Raw genomic sequence first — 21,975 nt, 5'->3', positions numbered from 1 at the left:
ATGGGCATCCAGGACATCATCGAAGGCAAGAAGCAGTGGCGAGCGCACCTGGCCCGGGTCAAGGCGCTCCCGGCTGATTACCAGATCGTCTACAAGGAAATGCAGAGGTACTTCTTCAAGGTCGGACCGACCGACCTGACGGACGGAAATCTCCTGTCCGGGATCGTCGACTTCTTCGAGGAGGGCGTCGCGGCCGGCAAGGGGGTCCTGGAGCTCATCGGTGACGACGTCGCCGCCTTCTGCGACGATCTGATCAAGGATTCGCGCACCTACGCCGACATCTACCAGGAGTCCGTCGCCAAGAAGTCCGGTAGCTAGGTTCGCCGGCGGTGTCGGATCGGGGCTGGGCCGTTCGTTGCAGGGGTGAGCGGCGTTCCCTGCCCTCGCCGGACAACCAAGGAAAGGCATCATGAAGCTTCTGCTGACTTCTGCCGGCATCAAGAACGCGAGTATCGAGGACGCGCTGGTCGAGCTGCTGGGCAAGCCGATCGCCGAGTCGAGCGCCCTGTTTGTGCCGACCGCCATCTACCCGTTCCCCGGTGGCCAGTTCGGGGCCTACCGGGCGATCTCCGGCACCGGCCCGTCGCGGTTGTCCAACCTGGGCTGGAAGTCGTTGGGGGTCCTGGAGCTGTCGGTGCTGCCGAGCATCGAAGAGTCGGCCTGGATCCCGACCGTCCGCGAGGCCGATGCCCTGCTGTTCTGGGGCGGCGACCCGCTGTTCCTCGCCAACTGGATGCGCCGCTCCGGCCTCACCGACCTCCTGCCGACCCTGCGCCCCGAGGCTGTGTACGTCGGGGTCAGCGCCGGCGCCATCGCCGCCGCCTCCACGTTCGTCGAGACCTACACCGAGCCGCCCCGCGGCACCGACGGACCGCTCAAGGCCGAGGACGTCGTGTTCAGCACACCTGACGGCGACCTCGACCGGACCCTCGTCACCGGTCAGGGAGCAGGCCTGGTCGAGTTCGCGGTCATCCCGCACTTCGAACACCCGGACCACACCGACGCCTCGTTGGCCAACGCCGAGATCTGGGCCTCGCACATCCCCTCGCCGACGTACGCGATCGACGACGACTCCGCCGTCAAGGTGGTCGACGGCAGCGTCGAGGTCGTCTCCGAGGGGCAGTGGAAGCTCTTCACTCCCTAGACCCCTACCCGTTGTCGTGCCAGGATCTCCGAGTGCGGGACGGGTAGAGGTGCAGGCGGCGCGCAGCCGACCGAGCGGACGTTGAGTTGGGCCGTCGATGCGATCGGCGGCGACGCGAGGATCACGTCGGTGCGAACGCTGCACGAGGATCAGGGTCCCTGGCGACTGAGCGTCGGTGGCACTACACGACATCTGGTACTGCGTGCGCCGACTCCACGCATCGACGCGGACCTGATCGCAACGAATGCCGCCGCGCTCGAGATCGCCGAGCGACACCAGGTGCCGGCTCCGCGGCTCGTCGCCAGGGACCTCCTCGGCGGTGCGGCCGGCGTGCCGGCAACGCTCGAGACCGTCGTCGCCGGTAGTACGACCTGGCCGCCGGCGTTGTCCGCCGTACGACGCCGCGCGGCCGGTGCCGCACTCGCCCGCGTCCATGCGATCCCGCTGGAGCCGAGCCGTCATCTGCCGCTCAGAACGCGCCCGATCGCTGTCGACGACTTCGCCAGGGACCGCCGGGAGGGCCGGATGGAGACGTCGCCGCTCCTGCGAAGAGCAGACGAGGTGATCCGCGGGATGGCTCCGCCGGGAGGCGAGACCGTTTTCGTTCACGGCGATGTCTGGCCGGGCAACATAGCCTGGGCGGACGGCCGCTGCACGCTGATCGACTGGAAGACAGCCGGTGTCGGCGACCCGGGCGTCGACCTCGGCGAACTCCGCAAGCAGATCGCCATCACATACGGGCCTAAGGCAACCAAAGGCATCGTCACCGGTTGGGAAGAGGCCGCCGGCGCGTCGGCGACTAACATCGCGTACTGGGATGCCGTCGCTGCTGTCAACACCCCGACCGTTCTGTACAGCCCGCTTGCCACCGTGAGGCGCGACGGCTTTCTCCAGGCTGCCCTCGAGCGTCTGCGGGCCTAGGAGCATCATGGGTGGTCATGACTCGCGATTACTCAGCAAGTGACGGTACGGCGGACCATGGGCAGCAGGACCTGATCGGACGAGCCAGACAGGTTCTCAGCCAGGACGATCGGGTGCTTGGCGTGTGGCTGGTCGGCAGTCATGGGAGGGGCACCGAGGATCAGTTCAGCGATGTCGATCTGTGGGTCGTCGTCTCTGCGGATGATGTCGAGGGTTTCTGCGACGACTGGCCGAAGATCGCGGACGAGATCGCGCCTACGGTGTTCCAGCGGGCGATCGGCCGGCGGATCTTCAACCAGATCACGCCGGACTGGCTCCGCTTCGACGTGACGGTCGGCACCCCGGACGCGATCGGCAACCGCAGCCGGTCGACCGCCAAGCCGCTGTACGACCCGAACGGCTTGAGCGCCGGCCTGGGCGAACAGGGCGCACCCAAGCAGCCGGACCCTGAGCGCGTCGAAGCGATCACCCGGGAGTTCCTCCGGGTACTCGGCCTGCTGCCGGTCGTCGTCGGGCGCGAGGAGTTCGTGGTGGGCGAGTCGGGCGCCGGTCTGTTGCGGCAGATGCTGGTCGACCTGATGCTCGAGGACGTCGCGGTCGAGGACCGAGGCGGGGCGCTACACCTCAACCTCTTGCTGCCGGTCGAACGGCAGCAGATCCTGATCGACCTCCCGCCGCTGCAAGCCACCCGTGAATCGGTGATCACCGCCCACGTCGCGTACGCCACCGCGTTCCTGCCGCTGGCCCGCACGCTCCACACCACCTGCGGCCGCCCGTGGCCCGAGGCCCTCGAAACCGCAGCCCGCCGGCACCTGTTCACAACGCTGTCGATCGACCTGCCCGCCTAGCTGTACGACGGCTCGACAGCACGCAACACCCGGCAGCAGCCGGGTGTTGCGGGGTGTCAGTTCTTGATGGCGAGGACCGCGGCGATGAGGCGTTGGTAGTCGTTGGGGTCCTCGGGGGGCTCGTCGTTGCGCCATTCGGAGGCGGGGACGATGCCGGGGGGCTGGACCGTGAAGCCGTCGCCGAAGAGGGCGAGGATCTGGTCGTCGGTGCGCCAGCGGCCGCGGCCGAGCGAACCCTGCAGGACGGTTTCGAGCTCCTGGCTGCGGGGGTCGTTCTCGCTGCGGAAGTGGCTGATGAAGACGTAGCTGCCGGAGGCGATCCGGTCGTGCCAGAAGCGGACGATGCCGGCTGGGTCCTCGTCGTCGTTCACGTGGTGGAGGGTGGCGCTGAAGATCACGCCGACGGGCTTGCCGAAGTCGATCAGCCGCACGGTGTCGGGGTGCTCGATGATCGCCTTGGGCTCGCGCAGGTCGGCCTGGATGACGGTGGTGTTGTCGTTCTCCGCGAGCAGCGCGCGGCCGTGGGCGAGCACGATCGGGTCGTTGTCGACGTACACGACCTTCGCGTCCGGTGCGTACCGCTGGGCGACCTGGTGGACGTTGTCGGCCGTCGGCAGACCGCTGCCGAGGTCGATGAACTGCCGCACCGGCGTGTTCGTGACGATCTCGCGGACCGCGCGGATCAGCGCGCCGCGGTTGTCGTACGCGATCATTCGGGAGCCGGGCAGCTCGTTGATGAACCGGTCCCCGAAGGCGCGGTCCACCGCGAAGTTGTCCTTGCCCCCGAGCAGGTAGTCGTACGTCCTCGCGATGCTCGGCTTGCTGGTGTCGAACGGGTACGGCGAGCTCGCCCGCTCGTCTGCGTCAGCCATCGCTCGGAGTCCTTCCTGTCGAGATAACTGTCACTCTATGCGACACCGAAATCACCGCGCTCCCGGCCCTGGCCTGTCGCCTCCAGATCGGCCCCGTTCGCGCGTGTCATCAAAATGTCATCGCCGCCACGGATCGTAGGCGGCATGACCGTGACCATGCTCAACCGGCCGTCCGGGTTCCAGCAGATCCCTGCCCACACAGGCGTAGCCGAGCTGCTCGCCTCCGCCGAGGACGAGGTGATCGCAATGAGCACGCTGACCCCGGCCGGGCCGGCGTTCGGGCCGCGCGAGGTCAAGCACGGCGTGCGCTACCGGGCGATCTACCCCGACCACGCACGGACCACGCCGACCGCGCGCCGGCGTCTCGGTGCGCTCTCGCCGGCGGGCGTCGCGGTGCGGACGATCCCGCACGTGCCGATGAACGCGATCGTCATCGACGGCGCGGTCGCGGTGCTGCCCGCCGACACCACCAACGGCAGCGTCGCGGTACTGCGGCTCACCAGCGTCGTGGTCACCGCTCTCGAGTTGTTCGAGCGGATCTGGCCGGCCGCCGTACCGCTGTCCGACAGCGACCTGCCGGACGACACCGACCTGTCCTTGCGGGAGCAGGAGATGCTCCGGTTGCTCGCCCTCGGCGCGACCGACGAGGTCGCCGCCGCCCAGCTCGGCATCTCGGTCCGGACGGTACGCCGGATGGTCGCCCAGCTCATGAACCGCCTCGGCGCCCGCAGCCGCTTCCAGGCCGGCATGAAGGCCGCCGACCGAGGCTGGCTGCAGGAGCGAGAGCCGTTCGGGCAGGCCCGAGCCGGGTAGATCCCGACGTGCCGAAGTGGCCGTCGGACTCGCGGCGACGGCCACCGTACGGCTGTTTCAGAGTTGGAACGGTGACCTGGTCTGGCGGGCCCTGTCACCGGTTGTCGTCAGTTCAGCGTGCTCTTCTGTACGTCGTGGTCGCGGCCGGGTGCGCGCCGCTCGCGGGTGGTGTCACGCGCCGCGTGGTCCGCGGTGCGTGGGGCCGGGCACACCGGGCCGCGACGGATCGGGCCGCCACCCAGCCTCCGGCTCTTCCACTGCTTTTCTTCGTAGTCGTAGTAAGTGTCGACGCCTCCGACTGTCATCCGGTCCTCCCGTCAAACCCCCGTCCCCTGCTGGCCCATCAACAGTCCGTCACGACAGCCCTACCAGACAAGCAATTCCGGAAATCACCATCGATCAACACGCTCGAACGCCGGGTTGTGTTGGTTTGCCCCACAAATTTGCAGCGTTGGAAAGTCTCAGACGGAGACGATCCCGACGCCGTGACCGGGCAACCACAGCCCGCCGTCGGTCAGCTCGGCCGCGCCGAACGCCATCACCAGGTACTCCGGGGGCGCGTCGACCGGCACCACGGCGTCCTCGGCGGCCAGATTCGCCACCACCCGCAGGCTGCCGCGCGTCACCACCAGCCAGGCCCCGGCCGGGTCGAACGAGATCCCGACCGACTCCAGCCGGTCGTCGCGCAGTTCCGGCATCCGGGCCCGAAAGGTGAGCAGATGCCGGTACCAGGTCAGCACCTCGTGATGCGGTGACTCGTCCGGCTCGGACCAGTCCAGCACCGAGCTGCGCCAGGTCTGCGGATCCTGCGGGTCCGGGATCTCGTCGGCGTCCCAGCCGAACTCCGCGAACTCCCGCCGCCGCCCCGTCCGGACCGCTTCGGCCAGCTCCGGCTCGCCGAAGTCGGTGAAGAACCGCCACGGCGTGGAGGCGCCCCACTCCTCGCCCATGAACAGCATCGGTGTGTACGGCGACGTCAGGACGAGCGCGGCGCCGATCGCGAGCTGTCCCGGGGTCAGCGCCGGCCGGTCGCCGAGCGCGCGGTTGCCGATCTGATCGTGGTTCGACGTGTACGCGAGGAACTCACCGCCGTGATGCTTGCGGGGATCGACCGGACGGCCCCAGACCTTGCCGCGGAACGTCGAGTACGTCCCGTCGTGCAGGAACACCCGCGTCAACGTCTTCGCGAATACGGCAGGGTCACCGAAGTCCACGTAGTACCCGAAGCGCTCGCCGGTCAGCAGGGAGTGCAGCGCGTGGTGGAAGTCGTCGCTCCACTGCGCGGTCATACCCATCCCACCGGTGGACACCGGCTCGACGGTCCGCGGGTCGTTGAGGTCTGACTCTGCTACCAGGGCCAGCGGGCGCCCGAGTCCGATCGAGAGCTCTGCGGTCTCCGTCGACAGTTGCTGGAGCAGATGTGTCGGGCTGTCGTCGACGAGCGCGTGGACGGCGTCCAGTCGCAACGCGTCGAGGTGGAAGTCGCGGAACCAGCGCAGCGCGTTGTCGCAGATCCACCGCCGTACCTCGGTGCAGCCGGTGTCGTCGAGGTTGACCGCCGGCCCCCACGGGGTGGAGTGGCGGTTGGTGAAGTACGGACCGAAGCCGGCGAGGTAGTTCCCACTCGGACCGAGGTGGTTGTAGACGACGTCGAGACAAACGGCCAGTCCGGCCTCGTGACACCGGTCGACGAAGCGCTGCAGTGCCTCCGGTCCGCCGTACGGCTCATGGACGGCGTAGAGGTCCACACCGTCGTACCCCCAGCCCTGTACGCCAGGGAACGCGGCGACCGGTAATAGCGACACCACCTCCACGCCCAGCACGGCCAGGTAGTCCAGATGCTCGGCGGCCGCGTCGAGCGTGCCCCCTGCAGTGAACGTGCCCAGGTGCAGCTCGTAGAAGACGGAACCGCGCACGTCCCGGCCGGTCCAGTTGTCGTCGGTCCACTCGAAACGGTCCGCGTCGAAGACCCGGCTGAACCCGTGCACGCCGTCCGGCTGCCACGGGCTGCGCGGATCGGGCATCGGCTCGCCACCGTCGACGGAGTACGCGTAGTCGGTGCCGTGGTGCGCCTCGACCACCTCCCGCTCCCACCAGCCGTCCGGGGCGAAGCGCATCGGCAGGACACCGTCGCGCAGTACCAGGTCGACGTTGGTTGCCTCAGGCACCCAGACACGGAAGGTGTGCATGTCAGCTCCTGACCAGCAGGGCGACCGGCAGGTCTGTCAGCAGATCCTCGATCCGGGCGGCGCCACTACCGACCTCGCGGCCGGTCAGAACGTTCTTCCACTGGCCGCTCGGCAGCACCACCGTGCTGTCGCCCCAGCCACCCAGCCGCTGCAACGCAGCGGGCAGTCGGGTCGCCACGGTGATGACCGCGTCGCCACGCGCAAAAGCGACCGCGTGTCCGTTGGACGTCGGCAGCGGCGCATAGCTCCCGGCGAACGCATCTGGGTACTGACGACGGATGCGGAGCGCGCGTGAGGTGATGAGCAGCTTCTCGTCGGACAGGTCCTCCGGCTTGCCGCCGCCGTCCAGATGCTGCAGCCGCTCGATACGCAGCTCGTAGTCCACCGGCCGCCGGTTGTCCGGGTCGACCAGGGACAGGTCCACCAGCTCGGTGCCCTGATAGACATCCGGTACGCCGGGCATCGTGAGCTGCACCAGCTTCTGCCCCAGCGTGGCTGCGCGGATATAGCCGCTCTGATCGTCGGCGAAGCGGCGTACCGAGTCGAGCACGCTGTCGTCGTGCAGCACCGCGGTGACGAACGCAGCGACCGTTTGCTCGTACTCCTCGTCCGGTGAGGTCCAGGAGGTGTTGCGCTTGGCTTCACGGATCGCCTTCAGCAGATAGGCCTGCAAACGGTCCTCAGCGAGCGGTCCGTCATCCCAGGTGCCGAAGATCGTCTGCCAGAAGAGGTACTCCGTGCTGCCGTCCAGCAACGGACTCCGGTGGTCTTCCGACAGCCGGCGCCACTCGCGGACCGCCTCGGACCAGGCCGCCGGCTGCTCGGACAGTACGCCGAGCCGCGCGCGCACGTCCTCGGAGCGCTTGGTGTCGTGCGTGGACAGCGTGGTCATCGTCTTCGGCCAGTGCCGGTTCAGCTGGGTCGCGTACCCGTGGAACTCCTCCGGCGTGACACCGAAGTGCTCGGGGTCGCCACCGACCTCGTTCAGCGACGTCAGCCGGAACCAGCGGTAGAACGCGGTGTCCTCGACGCCCTTCGCCATCACCGGACCGCAGGTCTGCTGGAAGCGCACGATCAGCTCGCTCCGCGCCCGCTCGTCGATCGTGCTGGTCTCTCGACCGAGCAAGAGATGCAGCACCAGGTCCAGCGTGGCCTGCCGGTCCTCGTCGAGGTTCGCCCGTGCCTTGTCCGCCGCCCGCTCCAGCGCGGCGACCGCCGTCGGCGACGGCTCCTCCCCTGGTACGACGTACGCCCGGTAGACGTCGAAGTGGACCAGCAGCTCGGCGACGACCTCGTGGAACGCCCGCCTGGTGTGGTCACGCAGTCGTACGTCGTCCTGGCAGATGCGGGCCAGCAGCTCGACCAGTCGATGCACCTCGGCGTACTGCCCGTGCTGGACGATCTCGCGCTTCGCCTCCTCCACAACCGGCCCGAAGTCGGCCGGCGCCCCTGTGAGCTCGGAGTGCAGGGCTGCGAGTGGTGCGGCACCGGACGGGTCGACGAACAGACCGCCGACGCGCAGGAGAGCGTCGTACCCGGTTGTGCCGGCGCAGGGCCAGTCGCGGGGCAGCTCCTCGTCGCCCTCGAGGATCTTCTCCACCACGACCCAGGCGCCGCCGGTGCGCTCGGCCAGCCGGCGCAGATACCCGCGCGGGTCGGCCAGGCCGTCCGGGTGGTCGATGCGGAAGCCGTTCAGCTTGCCTTCGTTCAGCAGTGCCAGCAGGAGCTGGTGGGTCGCGTCGAAGACCTCCTGCGTCTCCTGACGGATTGCGGCGAGGGTGTCGACGTCGAAGAAGCGCCGGTAGTTCAGCTCCTCGTCAGCGACCCGCCAGTGCGCGAGGCGGTACCACTGCTCGGTGACGAGCGCCGCGATCGGCAGGTCCTCGGTGCCCGGGCGGAGCGGGTACTCGTGCTCGTAGTACCGCAGTACGCCGTCGTCGACGGACAACTCACCGTCGGCCAGCACCTTGCCGATCCGCTGACCCAGCACAGCCATCAAGAGCGGCTGGTTGCCCGAACCCCAGTCCACGTCGAACCACTCCGCGTACTGCGAACCCGGGCCGAGCCGCAGCACCGACCAGAGAGCCTTGTTCAGGCTGGCCGGTGTCGGCACGGCGACATGGTTCGGCACGACGTCGGCCACCGCACCCATGCGGCTCTCGGCCAACCGCTCCGCCAGCCGCTCGAACGCGGGCCGCCCGCCCATCGGCTCGGACAGCCGGCTGTGGTCCACCACGTCGTATCCGTGGGTGGAACCGGGCGCGGCCTGGAGGATCGGGGACAGGTAGGCGTGGGAAATCCCGAGGCTCTGCAGGTACGGGACTACCGCGGCGGCGGCGTCGAAGCCGAACTCGGCGCGGAGCTGGAACCGGTAGGTGGCCTGCGGGACCCCCGTCATCCGGCGGCCTGCCTCGGGCGGGTGAGGACGAGCGTGCTGCGAGCCTCCAGCTGGATGGTGTTGCCGGCGGGATGCGGCTCGTCGCTCGCGCCACCGGTGGCGGTCGACGTGTCCACAGCCACTGTCCAGCTCTCGCCGTACTCCTCGGGCGGCAGCAGGAAGTCCACCGGCTCGTAGTTGCTGTTCATCAGCACCAGGAACGAGTCGTCGACCACCGGCTCGCCGCGTGGGTCCGGCTCGGAGATGGCGTCACCGTTCAGGAACACCGCGATCGCGCGGGCGTCGTTCTGCTGCCAGTCGCCGTTCTGCATCTCGGTGCCCTTCGGCGTGAACCAGACCAGGTCACCGAGACCGTCGACGCCGGTGTCGCCGTGGAAGAACCGGCGGCGACGCAGCACCGGGTGGTTGTTGCGCAGCCGGACCACGGACCGGGTGAACTCCAGCAGGTGCTTCTGCGGCTCGGACAGCTCCCAGTCGACCCAGGCGAGCTCGTTGTCCTGGCAGTACACGTTGTTGTTGCCCTGCTGCGTCCGGCCCAGCTCGTCGCCGTGGGCGATCATCGGCACGCCCTGCGAGATCAGCAGCGTGGTGAGGAAGTTGCGCTGCTGGTTGGCCCGCAGTCGCAGTACCTCGGGGTCGTCGGTCGGGCCCTCGACGCCGCAGTTCCAGGAGCGGTTGTGGCTCTCGCCGTCGTTGCCGCCCTCGCCGTTCGCCTCGTTGTGCTTGTCGTTGTACGAGACCAGGTCGCGCAGCGTGAACCCGTCGTGGGCGGTGATGAAGTTGATGCTCGCCAGCGGCCGGCGGCTGTCGTCCTGGTAGAGGTCCGACGAGCCGGTCAGCCGGGAGGCGAACTCGGCCAGCGTGTACTGCTCACCCCGCCAGAAGTCGCGCACGGTGTCGCGGAACTTCCCGTTCCACTCGGTCCACAGCGGTGGGAAGTTGCCCACCTGGTAGCCGCCGTCGCCGACGTCCCACGGCTCGGCGATCAGCTTCACCTGGCTCACCACCGGGTCCTGCTGGACCAGGTCGAAGAACGCGGACAGCCGGTCCACCTCGTGGAACTGGCGGGCCAGTGTGGCCGCGAGGTCGAAGCGGAAGCCGTCGACGTGCATCTCGGTGACCCAGTAGCGCAGCGAGTCCATGATCAGCTGCAGCACGTGCGGGTGCCGCATGAGCAGGCTGTTGCCGGTGCCGGTGGTGTCGTAGTAGTGCCGCTTGTCCTCGTCGACCAGCCGGTAGTACGCCGCGTTGTCGATGCCCTTGAACGACAGGGTCGGACCGAACTCGTTGCCCTCGGCGGTGTGGTTGTAGACGACGTCGAGGATGACCTCGATGTCCGCCTCGTGCAGCGCCTTCACCATCGCCTTGAACTCGGTCACCTGCTGGCCGCGGGTGCCGGTGGACGAGTAGGCGTTGTTCGGCGCGAAGAAGCCGATCGTGTTGTAGCCCCAGTAGTTGGACAGGCCGAGCTCCTGCAGGTGGCCGTCCTGGGCGAACTGGTGCACCGGCATCAGCTCGATCGCCGACACCCCGAGCTCCTTCAGGTGCTCGATGGTGGCCGGGTGGCCGATCCCGGCGTACGTGCCGCGGATGTTCTCCGGCAGTCCGGGGTGGGTCTTGGTGAGGCCCTTGACATGCGCCTCGTAGATGACCGTCTCGTGGTACGCGTGGCCCGGCGGGCGGTCGTTGCTCCAGTCGAAGAACGGGTTGGTGACCACCGAGAGCATCGTGTGCTCGCGGTTGTCCATCGTGTTCAGCTCGTCCGGCTTGGCGAAGCGGTAGCTGAACAGCGACTCGTCCCCGTCGATCTCTCCGTCGACGGCCTTCGCGTACGGATCCAGCAGGAGCTTGGACGGGTTGCACCGGTGACCCTCGGCAGGGTTGTACGGCCCGTGCACGCGGAAGCCGTACCGCTGGCCCGGCTGGACCGCCGGCAGGTACGCGTGGTGAACGAACCCGTCAACCTCGGTCAGCTGCACCAACTGCTCGGTCCCGTCGTCACCGATCAGGGCCAGATCCACTCGTTCGGCAACCTCCGAGAACACCGCGAAGTTCGTCCCGGCGCCGTCGTACGTGGCACCGAGAGGATAAGGACGACCAGGCCATTTCTGCACCTGACGACAGTAGCCACCTCCACCCCCACACGCCGAACGGGCGGGGTGATTTAGGTCCGGCAGTTCACCGTGTGATGCCGTCGAGGAGGCGGTGGAGGCCCCAGTGGTACTGGTGGTGATGAAGCGGGCCATGGTGGGCACGGCGGCGGCTGAGCGGGGGAAGACATCGGCCGGGATCTGCTCATAGGTGGCGCGCGGGCGGGCTACACGGGCAGCTTCGGACGGCAGCGGGCCTTGGTCAGCGTGCTCGTGCTGCAATCGGCTGCGTCCCGGTGTGGGATGCGGCCGGGCTGCTCGGGAGTTCGGCGTGGGGGCTGTGGACGATCTTGCTCGGTGTGGGAGTTTACTTGCAGCGATCGTTGTCTCACTTGGAGTAGTGAATGTTGAAGCGGGCTGCACTTGTTGCCGGGGTTCTGCTGGCCGTCACCGCCGGCGCGAAACCGGTGGTCGTCGGTGGGACGTTGGCGAGCGCGACGGAGGCCCCCTGGGCGATCGCGCTGAACAACACCCAGTCCGCAGACTCCAGCGGCCGGTACTGCGGGGCCGCGCTGGTAGCGCCGAACAAGATCGTCACCGCCGCGCACTGCATGGACGAGGACATCTCGACGTACTACGCCGTCCAGGGGCGGGCGAACCTCGCGGACGAGTCGGTCGGGCAGACGTCGGCGATCAGCAAGGTGTGGATCCACCCCGGGTACAACACGAAGGACAACCGCTACGACTTCGCCGTACTGACGCTGGCGAAGCCGTTCGCCGGAGTGCCGGTGTTGCCGCTCGAGACGCGGTCACGGGCCGACCGCAAGGGCGCTGTGCCGACGGTCTACGGATGGGGTGACACGGAAGGAACCGGGCTGGACGACACGCTGCAGAAGGCGGCGGTTCCGGACCTCGGGGACAACACCTGCCTGGCGGTCAAGAGCTACGTCACCAACGGGTACGCCGCGGCGACCAACGTCTGCGCCGGCTACCTCAACGGCGGCATCGACGCCTGCCAAGGCGACTCCGGCGGTCCGCTCGTCCTGAACGGCCGGCTGCTCGGTGTCGTCTCGTGGGGCCAGGGCTGCGCCCAGCCCGGCAAGCCCGGCGTCTACGCCGAGACCGCACCGGTCGCGAAGGGGTTGCTGCAACACTGAGAGGTATGCCCGACCCAGTCCGCGTCATCAAGGCCGGCGATCTGGTCGCCGCCGATCCCACCGACGGCATGCTCCGGATGCGAGCCTTCGAACTCCCGATCCTGTGGGCCAGCCAGGTCGTCACGCAGCCCGGCGCGATCTCCGGCTGGCACCACCACGACAAGAACGAGAGCAGTCTCTACATCGTTCGCGGCGTACTCCGCCTGGAATTCGAGGGCACCGACGAGTACCTCGACGCGGTGGCCGGCGACTTCGTGCACGTGCCGGCGTTCACGATCCACCGCGAGAGCAACCCCAGCCGCGACCCGTCGCTGGCGATCATCGCACGGGCCGGCGGCGGCATCCCGACCGTCAACGTCGATCCGCCGCGCTGACGTGGCGACCCACGAACAAGTCACGGTCGGGGTCGTCGGCGCCGACCAGATCGTGCACCGGATCATCGACCTGGCCCGCGAGCTCGACAACCCCGCCTTGCGGCTCGTCACCGCCGTGTACGCCGACGAGCACGACGCCGGCGAACAGGCGGCCAAGATCGCCTCGCGGGTCGACGTCTTCCTGTTCGCCGGACCGCTGCCGTACGACATGGCGGTCGCGGGACAGCTGCCCGTGCCGGCGACGTACGTGCCGAGCGGGGGGCCGGCGCTGTTCTCGACGCTGCTCCGGGGAGTGCTCGAGAAGGTCTTCGATCCGGCCCGGATCAGCGTCGACACCGTGTTGCGGCGCGACCTCACCCATGTGTACGAGGAGATCGGCCTGAGCGCGTCCGGCGTACGGCTGAAGGAGTACACCGGACCGGAGTCGGCCGAGGAGTTCCTCGAGTTCCATCGCAGCCTGTACGAGCGCGGCCGGACGACCGGTGCGGTGACCACGGTGCCGACCGTCGACGTCGCGCTGCGCAAGGCCGGCGTACCGACGCTGCGGATGACGCCGTCGTCGATGACGATCCGGCAGGCGTTGACCACGGCGATCCTGATGGGCAGCGGCGCGAAGCTCGAGGAGTCCCGGATCGTAACGATGATCGTCCGGGTACCCGCCGCGGCCCTGCCGGCGCACGCCAGCGCCAGCGCCTACTGGTACCAGGAGTTGAAGCTCTCGCTGCACCGGGAGTTGCTGCGCGACGCCCGGCCGATGGATGCCGCGGTGGTGCCGCGCGACGAGCACAGCTTCCTGATCGTCACGACGATGGGCTCGTTGCGGCTGGCCACCGACAACCTCTCGATGGCGCCGTTCCTCGACCGGATCTCCGAGGAGCTGGGGATCCGGCTCGAGATCGGCATCGGACTCGGTACGTCGACCCGCGAGGCGGAGGTGAACGCGCAGTCCGCCGTCGACAAGGCGACCGGCGGGGAGACCGCGTTCGTGGTCGGACCGCACGGCTTCGTACTGCAGGTCCCGGGTGAGCGCACCCGCGCCGCTGAGCGGCCCGCGCAGGCCGATTCCCGCGCCACTCAGATCCTTGCCACGCTGGCCGAGCAGCTGGACGACGCGAACGACACCGAGCGGATCGTCGACGCGGAGAAGGTCGCCGAACTGCTCGGCGTCACGTTGCGCACCGCGCGGCGGACCCTGCACACGCTCGTCGACGAGGGCTTGGCCTGGCCGATGCCGCCACCCCGGCGCTCGAGCAAGATCGGCCGGCCGCCGCGTCCCTACCAGCTTCTGGTCGAGAAGATTCTGCGCTAGTTGGTTATTACGGGCGTCCATAACTGATATTCGGGCCTTGCCGAAGGTCAGCGGGTACGGCAGGGTTGGGCGCGTGCCAGAACGTCATGCGGTCGCGGTCGTGGACAACCAGGTGGCGACGGAGCGGGCCCACCAGACGGGTCAGGACGCTTGGTGGGTCTACCTGGACGAGGTGCTCGGGCATCTGCGCCTGCCCTACCGCACTGTTGCTCCGGGCGAGGCGATCGACGACGTCGCCGTCGTGGTCTTCGCGACCACGCCTGACGCCGACGCCCCTGGGCTCGAGCAGTGGGTGCGCTCTGGCGGCATGCTCGTGCTGGTGGGCGATCCTGGCCCGCTCTCCGAGCTCGCCGGGGTGTCCGCGGACGGTTCAGTGTCGGAGGACCATGTCGCCTTGGCCGACAGCCCGGTCTGGTCGTCGCCGCCGCCGACTGCTTTGCATGCTGTCGGCGGGTGCAGGCTCGTCGGGGATGTCGAGGTGCTCGCCCACTGGCAGGCCGACGACGCTGCTGCGGTCACCCTCCGTCGGCTCGGTGCGGGTGTCGTACTGACGTACGGCGTCGACCTCTGGCAGAGCATCGTCCGGATCCAGCAGGGGTACGCCGTCACCGCCGACGGTGAGCCGGCCGCCGACGGCACCGCGCCGATCGACGACGGCCTCCTCAAGTGCGAGGACGGGATGACGCTCAGCTTCGACCGGGACCGCGCGATGCCGCCAGGCGAGCCGGAGCTGGTTGAGCCGTTCGAGCACACGTATCCACCGCCGAGCGCTGTACCGATGTTCGACCAGCCGCAGGCCGACTGGTGGTGCTCGCTGTTCGCGCAGAGCCTGTGGTGGGGCGCTGAACTGGCCGGTGCCGTGGTGCCCTGGCTCGGGTACTGGCCGGCCGGCGTCGACGCGGTCGCGCATATGTCACACGACTCCGACGGCAATATCGAGGCCGAGGGGCAAGCGGCCCTCGACGCGTTCGCCGAGGCGGACGTCGAGGTGACGTGGTGCCACGTGTTCCCTGGTGGGTACTCCGTCAATCTGCACGCGGCGATCACCGCCGCCGGGCATGAGAACGCCCTGCATTACAACGCGATGGGCGATGCCGACCTCGCGGTGTGGGGCTGGCCGCAGATGCGCGCGCAGTACGCCTGGGCGCAAGCCGTCACCGGTACGGAGCAGATCCGCTCGAACAAGAACCACTACACCCGCTGGGAAGGCTGGACCGAGTTCTACCTCTGGTGCGAGCGGCTCGGCATCCAGATCGACGAGTCGCGCGGGCCGAGCAAGCAGGGCGATATCGGCTTCCTGTTCGGCGCGGCGCACGTCTCGTTCCCGATGGGGCCAGTTGCTGAGGGCAACCGATTCTTCGACGTACTCAATCTTCCGCTGCACACGCAGGACCTAGCCTGGGCCGGGCACGCCGCCGTACGGGACGTCATCTTGGACGGTGCGCAGGCGGTGCACGGCGTCGCGCACTTCCTGTTCCACGGTCCGCATCTGCACAAGCGTCCGGTGACTCGGGCGGCGTGTATCGAGCTGGCTGCCGAGGCCCGGCGGCGCGGGATGCCGTGGTGGACAGCCGCCCGGATCAACGCCTGGGAGCGGAGCCGGCGCGGAGTCACGCTGTCGGTCGAGTCGCACCCGGACGGGATCGCGGTGTCTGCTCGGGCTGACGAGGCTGTGGAGGGCGCCGCGGTGCTGCTCGCCGTACCGAGTCCGGCGGCAAACCCGATCGTCAAGGCGGGCGAGGGATCGGCCCGGACGGTGGTCCGGCACGGCCGCTCCTTCGTCGAACTGACCGCGGACATCGTTGCCGGAGACAACAGATGGGTGATCACACCATGACATCGGGGACATCGGGGACATCGGGCATGCCGGAGTGGCCGGAGTACGGCGATGACGAGGCGAAGGCGCTGCTGGAGGTCCTGAACTCGGGGCACTGGGGCAGTACCAGTGGCGAGGTCGTCGCCACCTTTGAACGGGAGTTCGCCGCCTACCAGCAGGCCGACTTCGCGATCTGTCTGAGCAACGGGACGCTGGCGATCGCGGCCGCGCTGCGGGCCGCGGGCGTCGGCATCGGCGACGAGGTGATCGTGCCGCCGTACACGTTCATCGCGACCGCTTCGGCGGCGTTGTTCGTCGGTGCGGTGCCGGTGTTCGCCGACGTGGATCCGGAGACACACCTGCTCGATCCGGTCGCTGCGGAGGCCGCTGTCACGTCGCGGACGAAAGCGGTTGTCGTCGTCCATCTCGCCGGGCGGCCGGCGGACCTCGACGCCTTCACCGCGCTCGGTGCCCGGCACGGCCTGACGATCATCGAGGACGCGGCCCAGGCGCACGGCGCGGCGTACAAGGGCCGGCCGGTCGGCGCGATCGGCGACGTCGGCACGTTCAGCTTCCAGAGCAGCAAGAACATCACGGCCGGCGAGGGCGGCGCCGTACTCACCGACGACGACAAGCTGGCCGGGGCGCTGTATTCGCTGGTCAACGTCGGGCGGGTGCCGGGAGGTGGCTGGTACCAGCACGAGGCGGTCGGCTACAACCTGCGACTGACCGAGTTCCAGGCGGCGATCCTCCGCGTCCAGCTTCGGCGGCATCCGGCGCTGCAGGAGGTGCGCGAACGCAACGCGCGGCTGCTCACCGACCTGCTGAGTCGTGTCGAGGGGATCTGCCTGGCGCCGGAGGATCCTGCGATCACCGCCCACGGCCGGCATTTGTTCATGATGCGGATTCCCGGCCGGCGCGAGACCGTCCTGGAGTCCCTCACCGCGGCAGGCTTCGCCCGAGCTTCGTCCGGCTATGTACCCCTGCACCGGAACGCCGCCGTACTCCGCGAGTCGAAGGCAATCACCGACAAGCTCGGCCAGCCGTATCCCGAGGCGGACTGCCCGAACGCGGACACGGTCTCCACCGACACCATCTGGCTGCCGCAGACCTACCTACTCGGCACCGAAGCCCAAACCCGATCCATCGCCGACACCATCACCAAGGCGGTCACGGGCTAGCCCCGAGAGCGCCTCGAGCTTTGCGGGAAGCTCCCGCAGGAGGTCGGCGATGGCGGCCTCCCTCGCCGCGCGATCACCCATCCAGCCGATCGCCGTCGCCTCGCCGAGTGAGACCCGGATCTGCTCGGCCAGGACCTGGATGTGATGCCTGGCCACGCTGAGGAAGAGGTCAGGTCCGGTCCAACCCAGCTCGCCCCCGGCAGCGACGTACGCGTCGAGGATCCTGTTGGTCTGCTCGGCTTCACCGTCCCCGAAGATGTACGCCGCCCGCCCCGCCTCGAGCGCGGCGCTGTCTGTGCGCACGCTGTCCCAGTCCACGAGCACCGGCCCGGACGCGGACATGACGAGGTTGTGCGGCTTGAAGTCCCCATGGGTCGTGACGATGTCCGGAGCGACGTCGCAGAGCTCGGTTATGCGCTCCGTGACCGCAAGGATGTGCGGAACGCTGTCCGCACGCAGCCCTGCCCATGCCGCGCCACCTTCCTCGGCTCTCGCGAACCATCCCTCCCAGGTCGCCGCCGGGTGAACCGCCGCCCGCCACCACTCCGGCAACCCAACCTGTCCAACCGGCTGCACCTGATGAACCCGCGCCATCGTCCGCCCCAACCACACCGAGACGTCCCGCTCTCCCACACCCTCGACCCACCGATAAACCCGAACCGGCCGCGCCCCGATCCGAGCCACCCACCCCAGCAACGGATCGATCGGCGCGATCGGCTCCGGCACATCCACTCCCGCCTCCCGGACCCGCCCCTCGAACCCCATCCCGACCGCAACTCGCCGCCGGTCGAACCCCACGAAGCCTTTGACGAAGTAGCTCCCGCCCACCGTCTCAAGCCGCCAAGTGTCCGCGTCCCCACGCCTGACCCGAACCAGCTCCCCGACAGGCTCCCCCAACCCGAACGCCACCGCGATCTCCTCCGCCGCCGGCGTGTACAAGCTGTCCCTCCCGCCTCCCGAGTCCGTCACTGCTCCAACGACACCCCACGAGGGTTCCCTCCAGGGGTTATCCACGCGAGTTGCCCCTTCTCCCCCGGCATACAAGCAGACAACCGCCCACTAGAAGGGATAACCCCTCAAGTTGCCCAGGACTTGCGGCCGCTCCGCATACAAGCGGCCGGGCGATAAGCCGGGGGCGGGTGGAGTGCGTGTGTAACAGGGGCTGAGGGAAGCGCTGCTGAAAGGTGCGGGGGACTGTAGTACCCGGAGGGTTAGTCCTGGCGGACTGGGAGTACGGCGGATAGGAGTTGGCGGGTGTAGTCGTCTTTCGGGGTGCGGAAGAGGTCCGCGGTCGGGCTTTCCTCGACTACGCGGCCTTTGTTCATCACGGCGACCCGGTCCGCGAGGCGTTCGACGACGGCGAGGTTGTGGGAGATGAAGAGCATGGACAGGCCGAGGCGGTCGCGGAGGTCGGTGAAGAGTTCGAGGATCTGCGCCTGGATGGAGACGTCCAGTGAGGAGGTCGGCTCGTCGCAGACCAGTAGGTCTGGTTCGAGTGCGAGCGCCCGCGCGATCGCGATCCGTTGCTGCTGGCCGCCCGAGAACTGCCGCGGATACAACTCCGCGTTGTGCGTGTTGATGCCCACCAGGTCGAGCAGCTCGAGTGCGCGTGTACGGCGCGATGCCTTGTCGCCGCGCTCGTGCAACCGCAGCGGCTCCATAACGTTGCCGATGGCACTGAAATGCGGCAGCAGCGAACCGTACGGGTTCTGGAACACCATCTGCATCCGCGGTCGCAACACGCGCAGCTCGCGCGCAGGCAGCGTCCCGAGGTCATGACCGTCAAACACCACCCGGCCAGAAGTGCAGCCCTGCAGCCCCATGATCAGCCGCGCGACGGTCGACTTGCCGCTCCCGCTCTCCCCGACGAGCCCCAGCGTCTGCCCACGATGCACAGTGAGCGACACATCGTCGACCGCGCGGACCTCGCCAGCACGAGTCCGGAAGACCTTGCTGACCGACTCGGTGCGGACCAGTTCGTCAGGCATCGACAGTCACCTTCCAGCACGCGGCGTCCCGCCCGGGGCCGATGGTCAGGATCTCCTGCTCGGTCTGGCATCTCGGCAGTTCGGCCCGCGGGCACCGCGGATGGAACGCGCACCCGGCCGGACGCCGCGACAGGTCAGGCGGGCTACCCGGGATGGGATGCAACGCCAGTTCCCGTCCACCGACCTCGACGCTCGATCCGAGCAGACCGACGGTGTACGGATGGCGCGGGTCGTCGAGCAGCGAGGCCATCGGCGCCCGCTCGACCACGCGACCGGCGTACATCACGACCGCGTCGTCGCAGAAGTAGCGGGCGACCCCGAGGTCGTGGGTGATCATGATGACGCCGGTACCGCGGTCCTTGAGCCCCTTCAGCAGGTCGAGGATCTGCCGCTGCACGGTGACGTCGACCGCGGTGGTCGGCTCGTCGGCGATCAGCAGGTCCGGCTCGGTCACCATCGCCATCGCGATCATCGCCCGCTGCCGCATCCCACCGGACAGCTGGAACGGGTACGTGCGGATCCGCTTCTCCGGGTCGGGGATCCCGACATCGCCGAGGGCCCGTACGGCGCGCTTGCGGGCCTCGGCCTTGTTGCAAATGCCGTGCCAGAGCAGGTGTTCGGTGAGTTGGCGCTCCAGCGTCAGCGTCGGGTTCATCGCCTCCATAGCGCTCTGGAAGACCATCGCGATCTCGCGGCCGCGGACCCGGCGCAGTTGCTTGTCGCCGATCGCCAGCAGGTCGCGTCCGCCGAAGTACGCCTGCCCGTCGGTGATCCGCGCGGTCCGCGGCAGGATGCCCATCACGCTGCGCATGGTGACGCTCTTGCCGCTGCCGCTCTCGCCGACGATCGCGAGCGCCTGCCCACGCTGTACGTCGAACGACACCCCGTCGACCGCGGTCAGCGGCTCAGCGCCGTCGCGCCGGAACGTCGTCCGCAATCCACGCACGGACAGCAGGGCCTCGTCGCTCATCGCTGCTCTCCGCTCGGGTCGAAGGCATCTCGTACGCCGTCACCGATCCAGGTGAACGCCAGCAGCGTCAGCGCGAACAGCACCGCCGGGGCGACCAGCATGTGCGGCGCGGCGAGCAGGTACCGACTGCCTTCGCTGATCATCGCACCCCACGACGGCGTCGGCGGCTGAACGCCCAGCCCGAGCAGGGCCAGACCGGCCTCCGCGGCGATCGCGGCCGGGATGGCGAAACTGGTGGTGACCAGGATCGGCCCGATCGCGTTCGGCAGGATGTACCGGATCGCGATCGTGCTGCCCTTCGCGCCCATCGACCGGGCCGCCTCGACGTACTCGCGTTCCTTCAGCGTCATCACCTGGGCCCGGACCAGCCGCGCCTGGGTGACCCACGAGGCGATCCCGATCGCCACCACCAGCGCGAAGATGCTGCGGCCGAGCACCGTCACCATCACCACCGCGAACAGGTAGCTGGGGAACGCGTACATCACGTCGGTGAATGCCATCAGCAACGATTCGACCCGGCCACCGAGGTACCCCGCGAGCAGCCCGATCGCCAACGCCAGCACGAGCGCGGTCAACTCGGCGCCGAACGCGACTGTCAACGCCGTCTGCAGCCCGTAGATCAGCCGGCTGAGGATGTCCCGGCCGAGCAGGTCGGTGCCGAGCAGATGTCCCTCGGAACCCGGGCCGGCCAGCTTGTGCTGGATGTCGGTCTCCTCATAGCCGTACGGCGCGATCAGCGGCGCCGCGATCGCGGTGATGATCAGGAGCGTGCAGAAGATCAGGCTGCCGAAGGCCAACCGGTGCTTGCGGAACCGGGACCACGCCCGCGACCACGGCCCGCGCGCAGCGGTGTCCCGGTCGAGCGGCCCCGGCTCCCCCACAGAGCCGGCTGATTCGGACGCGACCGCCCCGGCGGCCTCGATGCCTTCAGTTGCCGTCATGGGATCCACCTCCCACGGTGCGGATTCGGGGGTCGAGCAGGCCGTAGACCAGGTCCACGACCAGGTTCGTCACCATCAGGATCAGCGCGAAGAACAACGCCGTACCCATCAGCAGCGGCATGTCCCGGCTGGCCGCCGCGTTCGCGAAGTACAGCCCGAGGCCAGGGATCCGCAGCAGCGCCTCGACGAACACGGTGCCGGTCATCAGCGCCGCCAGCAGCGGGCCGGCCACGGTGACGAGCGGGATCAGCGAGTTGCGCAGCGCATGCCGGACGATGACCGTACGCCGTGGGCCGCCCTTGGCGATCGCGGCGGTGATGTACTCCTCGCGGAGCGTCTCCAGCATGCTCGACCGCACGTACCGCGCGAGCACGGCAGCCGGGCCGAGGCTGAGTGCGAGCACCGGCAGGATCAGGTCCTTCGGGCCGTTCCAGCCTCCGGAAGGCAGCAACTTCAACGTGGCGGAGAACAGCAGGATCATGAACGCCGCGCTCAGATAGCTGGGCAACGCATGGCCGAGAGTGACCACGAACATCGTCCCGTGATCGGACTTGGAGTTCTGCCTGAGCGCGGCGAACACCCCGACCGGTACGGCGATCAGCAACGCGAGCAGTACCGCGAGCAACGCCAACGTGGCCGAGATCGGGAACGCCTCCGCGATGATGTCCTGGACGTTGCGGCTGGCGTACTTGTACGACGGCCCGAAGTCCCAGACGGCGGCGCCCTTCATGAAGATCAGGTACTGCTTCCAGACCGGCACATCGGCGCCGTACCGGGACTCGAGCTCGCCGACCATCGACTCGGTGCCGACGCCGCCGAGGTTCGTGGCGCCGCTGTTCACGCGCTGCAGGTCCGCGAAGTTGCCCGGTGCGAGCTGCAGCAGGGTGAAGGTCAGGATCGAGACCGCGATCAGGGACAGGACCAGCCGTACGATCCGCTTGCCGATGTACCCGGCGAGCCCCAC

The 21,975-nt window shown here is 68.6% G+C and carries 20 protein-coding genes; 10 read left to right on the top strand and 10 right to left on the bottom strand.

Annotated elements, in window-relative coordinates; translation table 11 throughout:
* From ACIA58_RS10355 to ACIA58_RS10340, 4 genes are all read left to right on the top strand, one after another.
* Nucleotides 1–318: a DUF1048 domain-containing protein gene (locus ACIA58_RS10355; protein WP_396403276.1), complete on the top strand. Its 318-nt coding sequence runs from the start codon at nt 1–3 to the stop codon at nt 316–318.
* Nucleotides 319–409: 91 nt separating this feature from the next.
* Nucleotides 410–1,144: a Type 1 glutamine amidotransferase-like domain-containing protein gene (locus tag ACIA58_RS10350; RefSeq protein ID WP_396403275.1), complete on the top strand. Its 735-nt coding sequence runs from the start codon at nt 410–412 to the stop codon at nt 1,142–1,144.
* A gap of 129 nt (nt 1,145–1,273) precedes the next feature.
* Entirely contained in the window at nt 1,274–2,065 is a 792-nt protein-coding gene (locus tag ACIA58_RS10345) for an aminoglycoside phosphotransferase family protein (protein WP_396403274.1), read from the top strand.
* Nucleotides 2,066–2,082: 17 nt separating this feature from the next.
* Nucleotides 2,083–2,913 (top strand): nucleotidyltransferase domain-containing protein, encoded by an 831-nt coding sequence (locus tag ACIA58_RS10340; protein WP_396403273.1) that lies wholly within the window; start codon nt 2,083–2,085, stop codon nt 2,911–2,913.
* Between the two features lie 56 nt (nt 2,914–2,969).
* On the opposite strand, the gene ACIA58_RS10335 is transcribed toward ACIA58_RS10340, so the two are convergent.
* On the bottom strand, nt 2,970–3,785 hold the full coding sequence (locus ACIA58_RS10335; protein WP_396403272.1) for an SAM-dependent methyltransferase: 816 nt from the start codon (nt 3,783–3,785) through the stop codon (nt 2,970–2,972).
* A gap of 144 nt (nt 3,786–3,929) precedes the next feature.
* Between ACIA58_RS10335 and ACIA58_RS10330 the strand changes: the two genes are divergently transcribed.
* Entirely contained in the window at nt 3,930–4,598 is a 669-nt protein-coding gene (locus ACIA58_RS10330; protein ID WP_396403271.1) for a LuxR C-terminal-related transcriptional regulator, read from the top strand.
* A 107-nt stretch (nt 4,599–4,705) separates the two neighbouring features.
* On the opposite strand, the gene ACIA58_RS10325 is transcribed toward ACIA58_RS10330, so the two are convergent.
* From ACIA58_RS10325 to glgX, 4 genes are all read right to left on the bottom strand, one after another.
* On the bottom strand, nt 4,706–4,903 hold the full coding sequence (locus tag ACIA58_RS10325) for a hypothetical protein (protein ID WP_396403270.1): 198 nt from the start codon (nt 4,901–4,903) through the stop codon (nt 4,706–4,708).
* Between the two features lie 156 nt (nt 4,904–5,059).
* A complete protein-coding gene (gene treZ, locus ACIA58_RS10320; protein WP_396403269.1) occupies nt 5,060–6,787 on the bottom strand; it encodes a malto-oligosyltrehalose trehalohydrolase in 1,728 nt (575 codons plus the stop codon).
* A 1-nt stretch (nt 6,788) separates the two neighbouring features.
* Nucleotides 6,789–9,185, bottom strand: a complete 2,397-nt coding sequence (treY, locus tag ACIA58_RS10315; protein WP_396403268.1) for a malto-oligosyltrehalose synthase — start codon at nt 9,183–9,185, stop codon at nt 6,789–6,791.
* The gene (gene glgX, locus ACIA58_RS10310; RefSeq protein WP_396403267.1) at nt 9,182–11,299 is read right to left on the bottom strand and encodes a glycogen debranching protein GlgX; all 2,118 of its coding nucleotides are present in this window, start codon (nt 11,297–11,299) and stop codon (nt 9,182–9,184) included. Before glgX ends, treY begins: the two co-directional genes overlap by 4 nt.
* 380 nt (nt 11,300–11,679) lie before the next feature.
* Between glgX and ACIA58_RS10305 the strand changes: the two genes are divergently transcribed.
* From ACIA58_RS10305 to ACIA58_RS10285, 5 genes are all read left to right on the top strand, one after another.
* Nucleotides 11,680–12,432 carry a S1 family peptidase gene (locus ACIA58_RS10305; RefSeq protein ID WP_396403266.1) on the top strand — a complete coding sequence of 251 codons (753 nt, stop codon included), beginning with the start codon at nt 11,680–11,682 and terminating at the stop codon, nt 12,430–12,432.
* Nucleotides 12,433–12,437: 5 nt separating this feature from the next.
* A complete protein-coding gene (locus tag ACIA58_RS10300; RefSeq protein ID WP_396403265.1) occupies nt 12,438–12,806 on the top strand; it encodes a cupin domain-containing protein in 369 nt (122 codons plus the stop codon).
* A 1-nt stretch (nt 12,807) separates the two neighbouring features.
* Complete coding sequence (locus ACIA58_RS10295; RefSeq protein WP_396403264.1) at nt 12,808–14,115, top strand: hypothetical protein; 1,308 nt, start codon at nt 12,808–12,810, stop codon at nt 14,113–14,115.
* Between the two features lie 73 nt (nt 14,116–14,188).
* Entirely contained in the window at nt 14,189–15,952 is a 1,764-nt protein-coding gene (locus ACIA58_RS10290; RefSeq protein WP_396403263.1) for a hypothetical protein, read from the top strand.
* 26 nt (nt 15,953–15,978) lie between these two features.
* The gene (locus ACIA58_RS10285) at nt 15,979–17,112 is read left to right on the top strand and encodes a DegT/DnrJ/EryC1/StrS family aminotransferase (RefSeq protein ID WP_396403262.1); all 1,134 of its coding nucleotides are present in this window, start codon (nt 15,979–15,981) and stop codon (nt 17,110–17,112) included.
* On the opposite strand, the gene ACIA58_RS10280 is transcribed toward ACIA58_RS10285, so the two are convergent.
* The 5 genes from ACIA58_RS10280 to ACIA58_RS10260 form a co-directional block, all read right to left on the bottom strand.
* Nucleotides 17,047–18,051 carry a phosphotransferase enzyme family protein gene (locus tag ACIA58_RS10280; protein WP_396403261.1) on the bottom strand — a complete coding sequence of 335 codons (1,005 nt, stop codon included), beginning with the start codon at nt 18,049–18,051 and terminating at the stop codon, nt 17,047–17,049. The two genes, ACIA58_RS10285 and ACIA58_RS10280, sit on opposite strands and share 66 nt — an antisense overlap.
* Nucleotides 18,052–18,323: 272 nt before the next feature.
* Nucleotides 18,324–19,100, bottom strand: coding sequence for an ATP-binding cassette domain-containing protein (locus ACIA58_RS10275; protein WP_396403260.1), 777 nt, complete (start codon nt 19,098–19,100; stop codon nt 18,324–18,326).
* Nucleotides 19,093–20,070 (bottom strand): ABC transporter ATP-binding protein, encoded by a 978-nt coding sequence (locus tag ACIA58_RS10270; protein ID WP_396403259.1) that lies wholly within the window; start codon nt 20,068–20,070, stop codon nt 19,093–19,095. Before ACIA58_RS10270 ends, ACIA58_RS10275 begins: the two co-directional genes overlap by 8 nt.
* Nucleotides 20,067–21,011: an ABC transporter permease gene (locus ACIA58_RS10265; protein ID WP_396403258.1), complete on the bottom strand. Its 945-nt coding sequence runs from the start codon at nt 21,009–21,011 to the stop codon at nt 20,067–20,069. Before ACIA58_RS10265 ends, ACIA58_RS10270 begins: the two co-directional genes overlap by 4 nt.
* Nucleotides 20,998–21,975: an ABC transporter permease gene (locus ACIA58_RS10260; RefSeq protein WP_396403257.1), complete on the bottom strand. Its 978-nt coding sequence runs from the start codon at nt 21,973–21,975 to the stop codon at nt 20,998–21,000. Before ACIA58_RS10260 ends, ACIA58_RS10265 begins: the two co-directional genes overlap by 14 nt.

The sequence above is a fragment of the Kribbella sp. NPDC051586 genome, from assembly GCF_044453965.1.
Taxonomy (GTDB): domain Bacteria; phylum Actinomycetota; class Actinomycetes; order Propionibacteriales; family Kribbellaceae; genus Kribbella.
The sequence above is the reverse complement of the archived record's forward strand: the minus strand, read 5'-3'. Positions and strand labels throughout refer to the sequence as shown.

What these genes read in the sequence shown, in the direction of transcription:
- ACIA58_RS10305 (WP_396403266.1), top strand. Translation starts at nt 11,680, where the DNA reads ATGTTGAAGCGGGCTGCACTTGTTGCCGGGGTTCTGCTGGCCGTCACC.
- ACIA58_RS10285 (WP_396403262.1), top strand. Translation starts at nt 15,979, where the DNA reads ATGCCGGAGTGGCCGGAGTACGGCGATGACGAGGCGAAGGCGCTGCTG.
- ACIA58_RS10300 (WP_396403265.1), top strand. Translation starts at nt 12,438, where the DNA reads ATGCCCGACCCAGTCCGCGTCATCAAGGCCGGCGATCTGGTCGCCGCC.
- ACIA58_RS10270 (WP_396403259.1), bottom strand. Translation starts at nt 20,070, where the DNA reads ATGAGCGACGAGGCCCTGCTGTCCGTGCGTGGATTGCGGACGACGTTC.
- ACIA58_RS10265 (WP_396403258.1), bottom strand. Translation starts at nt 21,011, where the DNA reads ATGACGGCAACTGAAGGCATCGAGGCCGCCGGGGCGGTCGCGTCCGAA.
- treZ (WP_396403269.1), bottom strand. Translation starts at nt 6,787, where the DNA reads ATGCACACCTTCCGTGTCTGGGTGCCTGAGGCAACCAACGTCGACCTG.
- ACIA58_RS10355 (WP_396403276.1), top strand. Translation starts at nt 1, where the DNA reads ATGGGCATCCAGGACATCATCGAAGGCAAGAAGCAGTGGCGAGCGCAC.
- ACIA58_RS10275 (WP_396403260.1), bottom strand. Translation starts at nt 19,100, where the DNA reads ATGCCTGACGAACTGGTCCGCACCGAGTCGGTCAGCAAGGTCTTCCGG.
- ACIA58_RS10340 (WP_396403273.1), top strand. Translation starts at nt 2,083, where the DNA reads ATGACTCGCGATTACTCAGCAAGTGACGGTACGGCGGACCATGGGCAG.
- treY (WP_396403268.1), bottom strand. Translation starts at nt 9,185, where the DNA reads ATGACGGGGGTCCCGCAGGCCACCTACCGGTTCCAGCTCCGCGCCGAG.
- ACIA58_RS10350 (WP_396403275.1), top strand. Translation starts at nt 410, where the DNA reads ATGAAGCTTCTGCTGACTTCTGCCGGCATCAAGAACGCGAGTATCGAG.
- ACIA58_RS10330 (WP_396403271.1), top strand. Translation starts at nt 3,930, where the DNA reads ATGACCGTGACCATGCTCAACCGGCCGTCCGGGTTCCAGCAGATCCCT.
- ACIA58_RS10325 (WP_396403270.1), bottom strand. Translation starts at nt 4,903, where the DNA reads ATGACAGTCGGAGGCGTCGACACTTACTACGACTACGAAGAAAAGCAG.
- ACIA58_RS10335 (WP_396403272.1), bottom strand. Translation starts at nt 3,785, where the DNA reads ATGGCTGACGCAGACGAGCGGGCGAGCTCGCCGTACCCGTTCGACACC.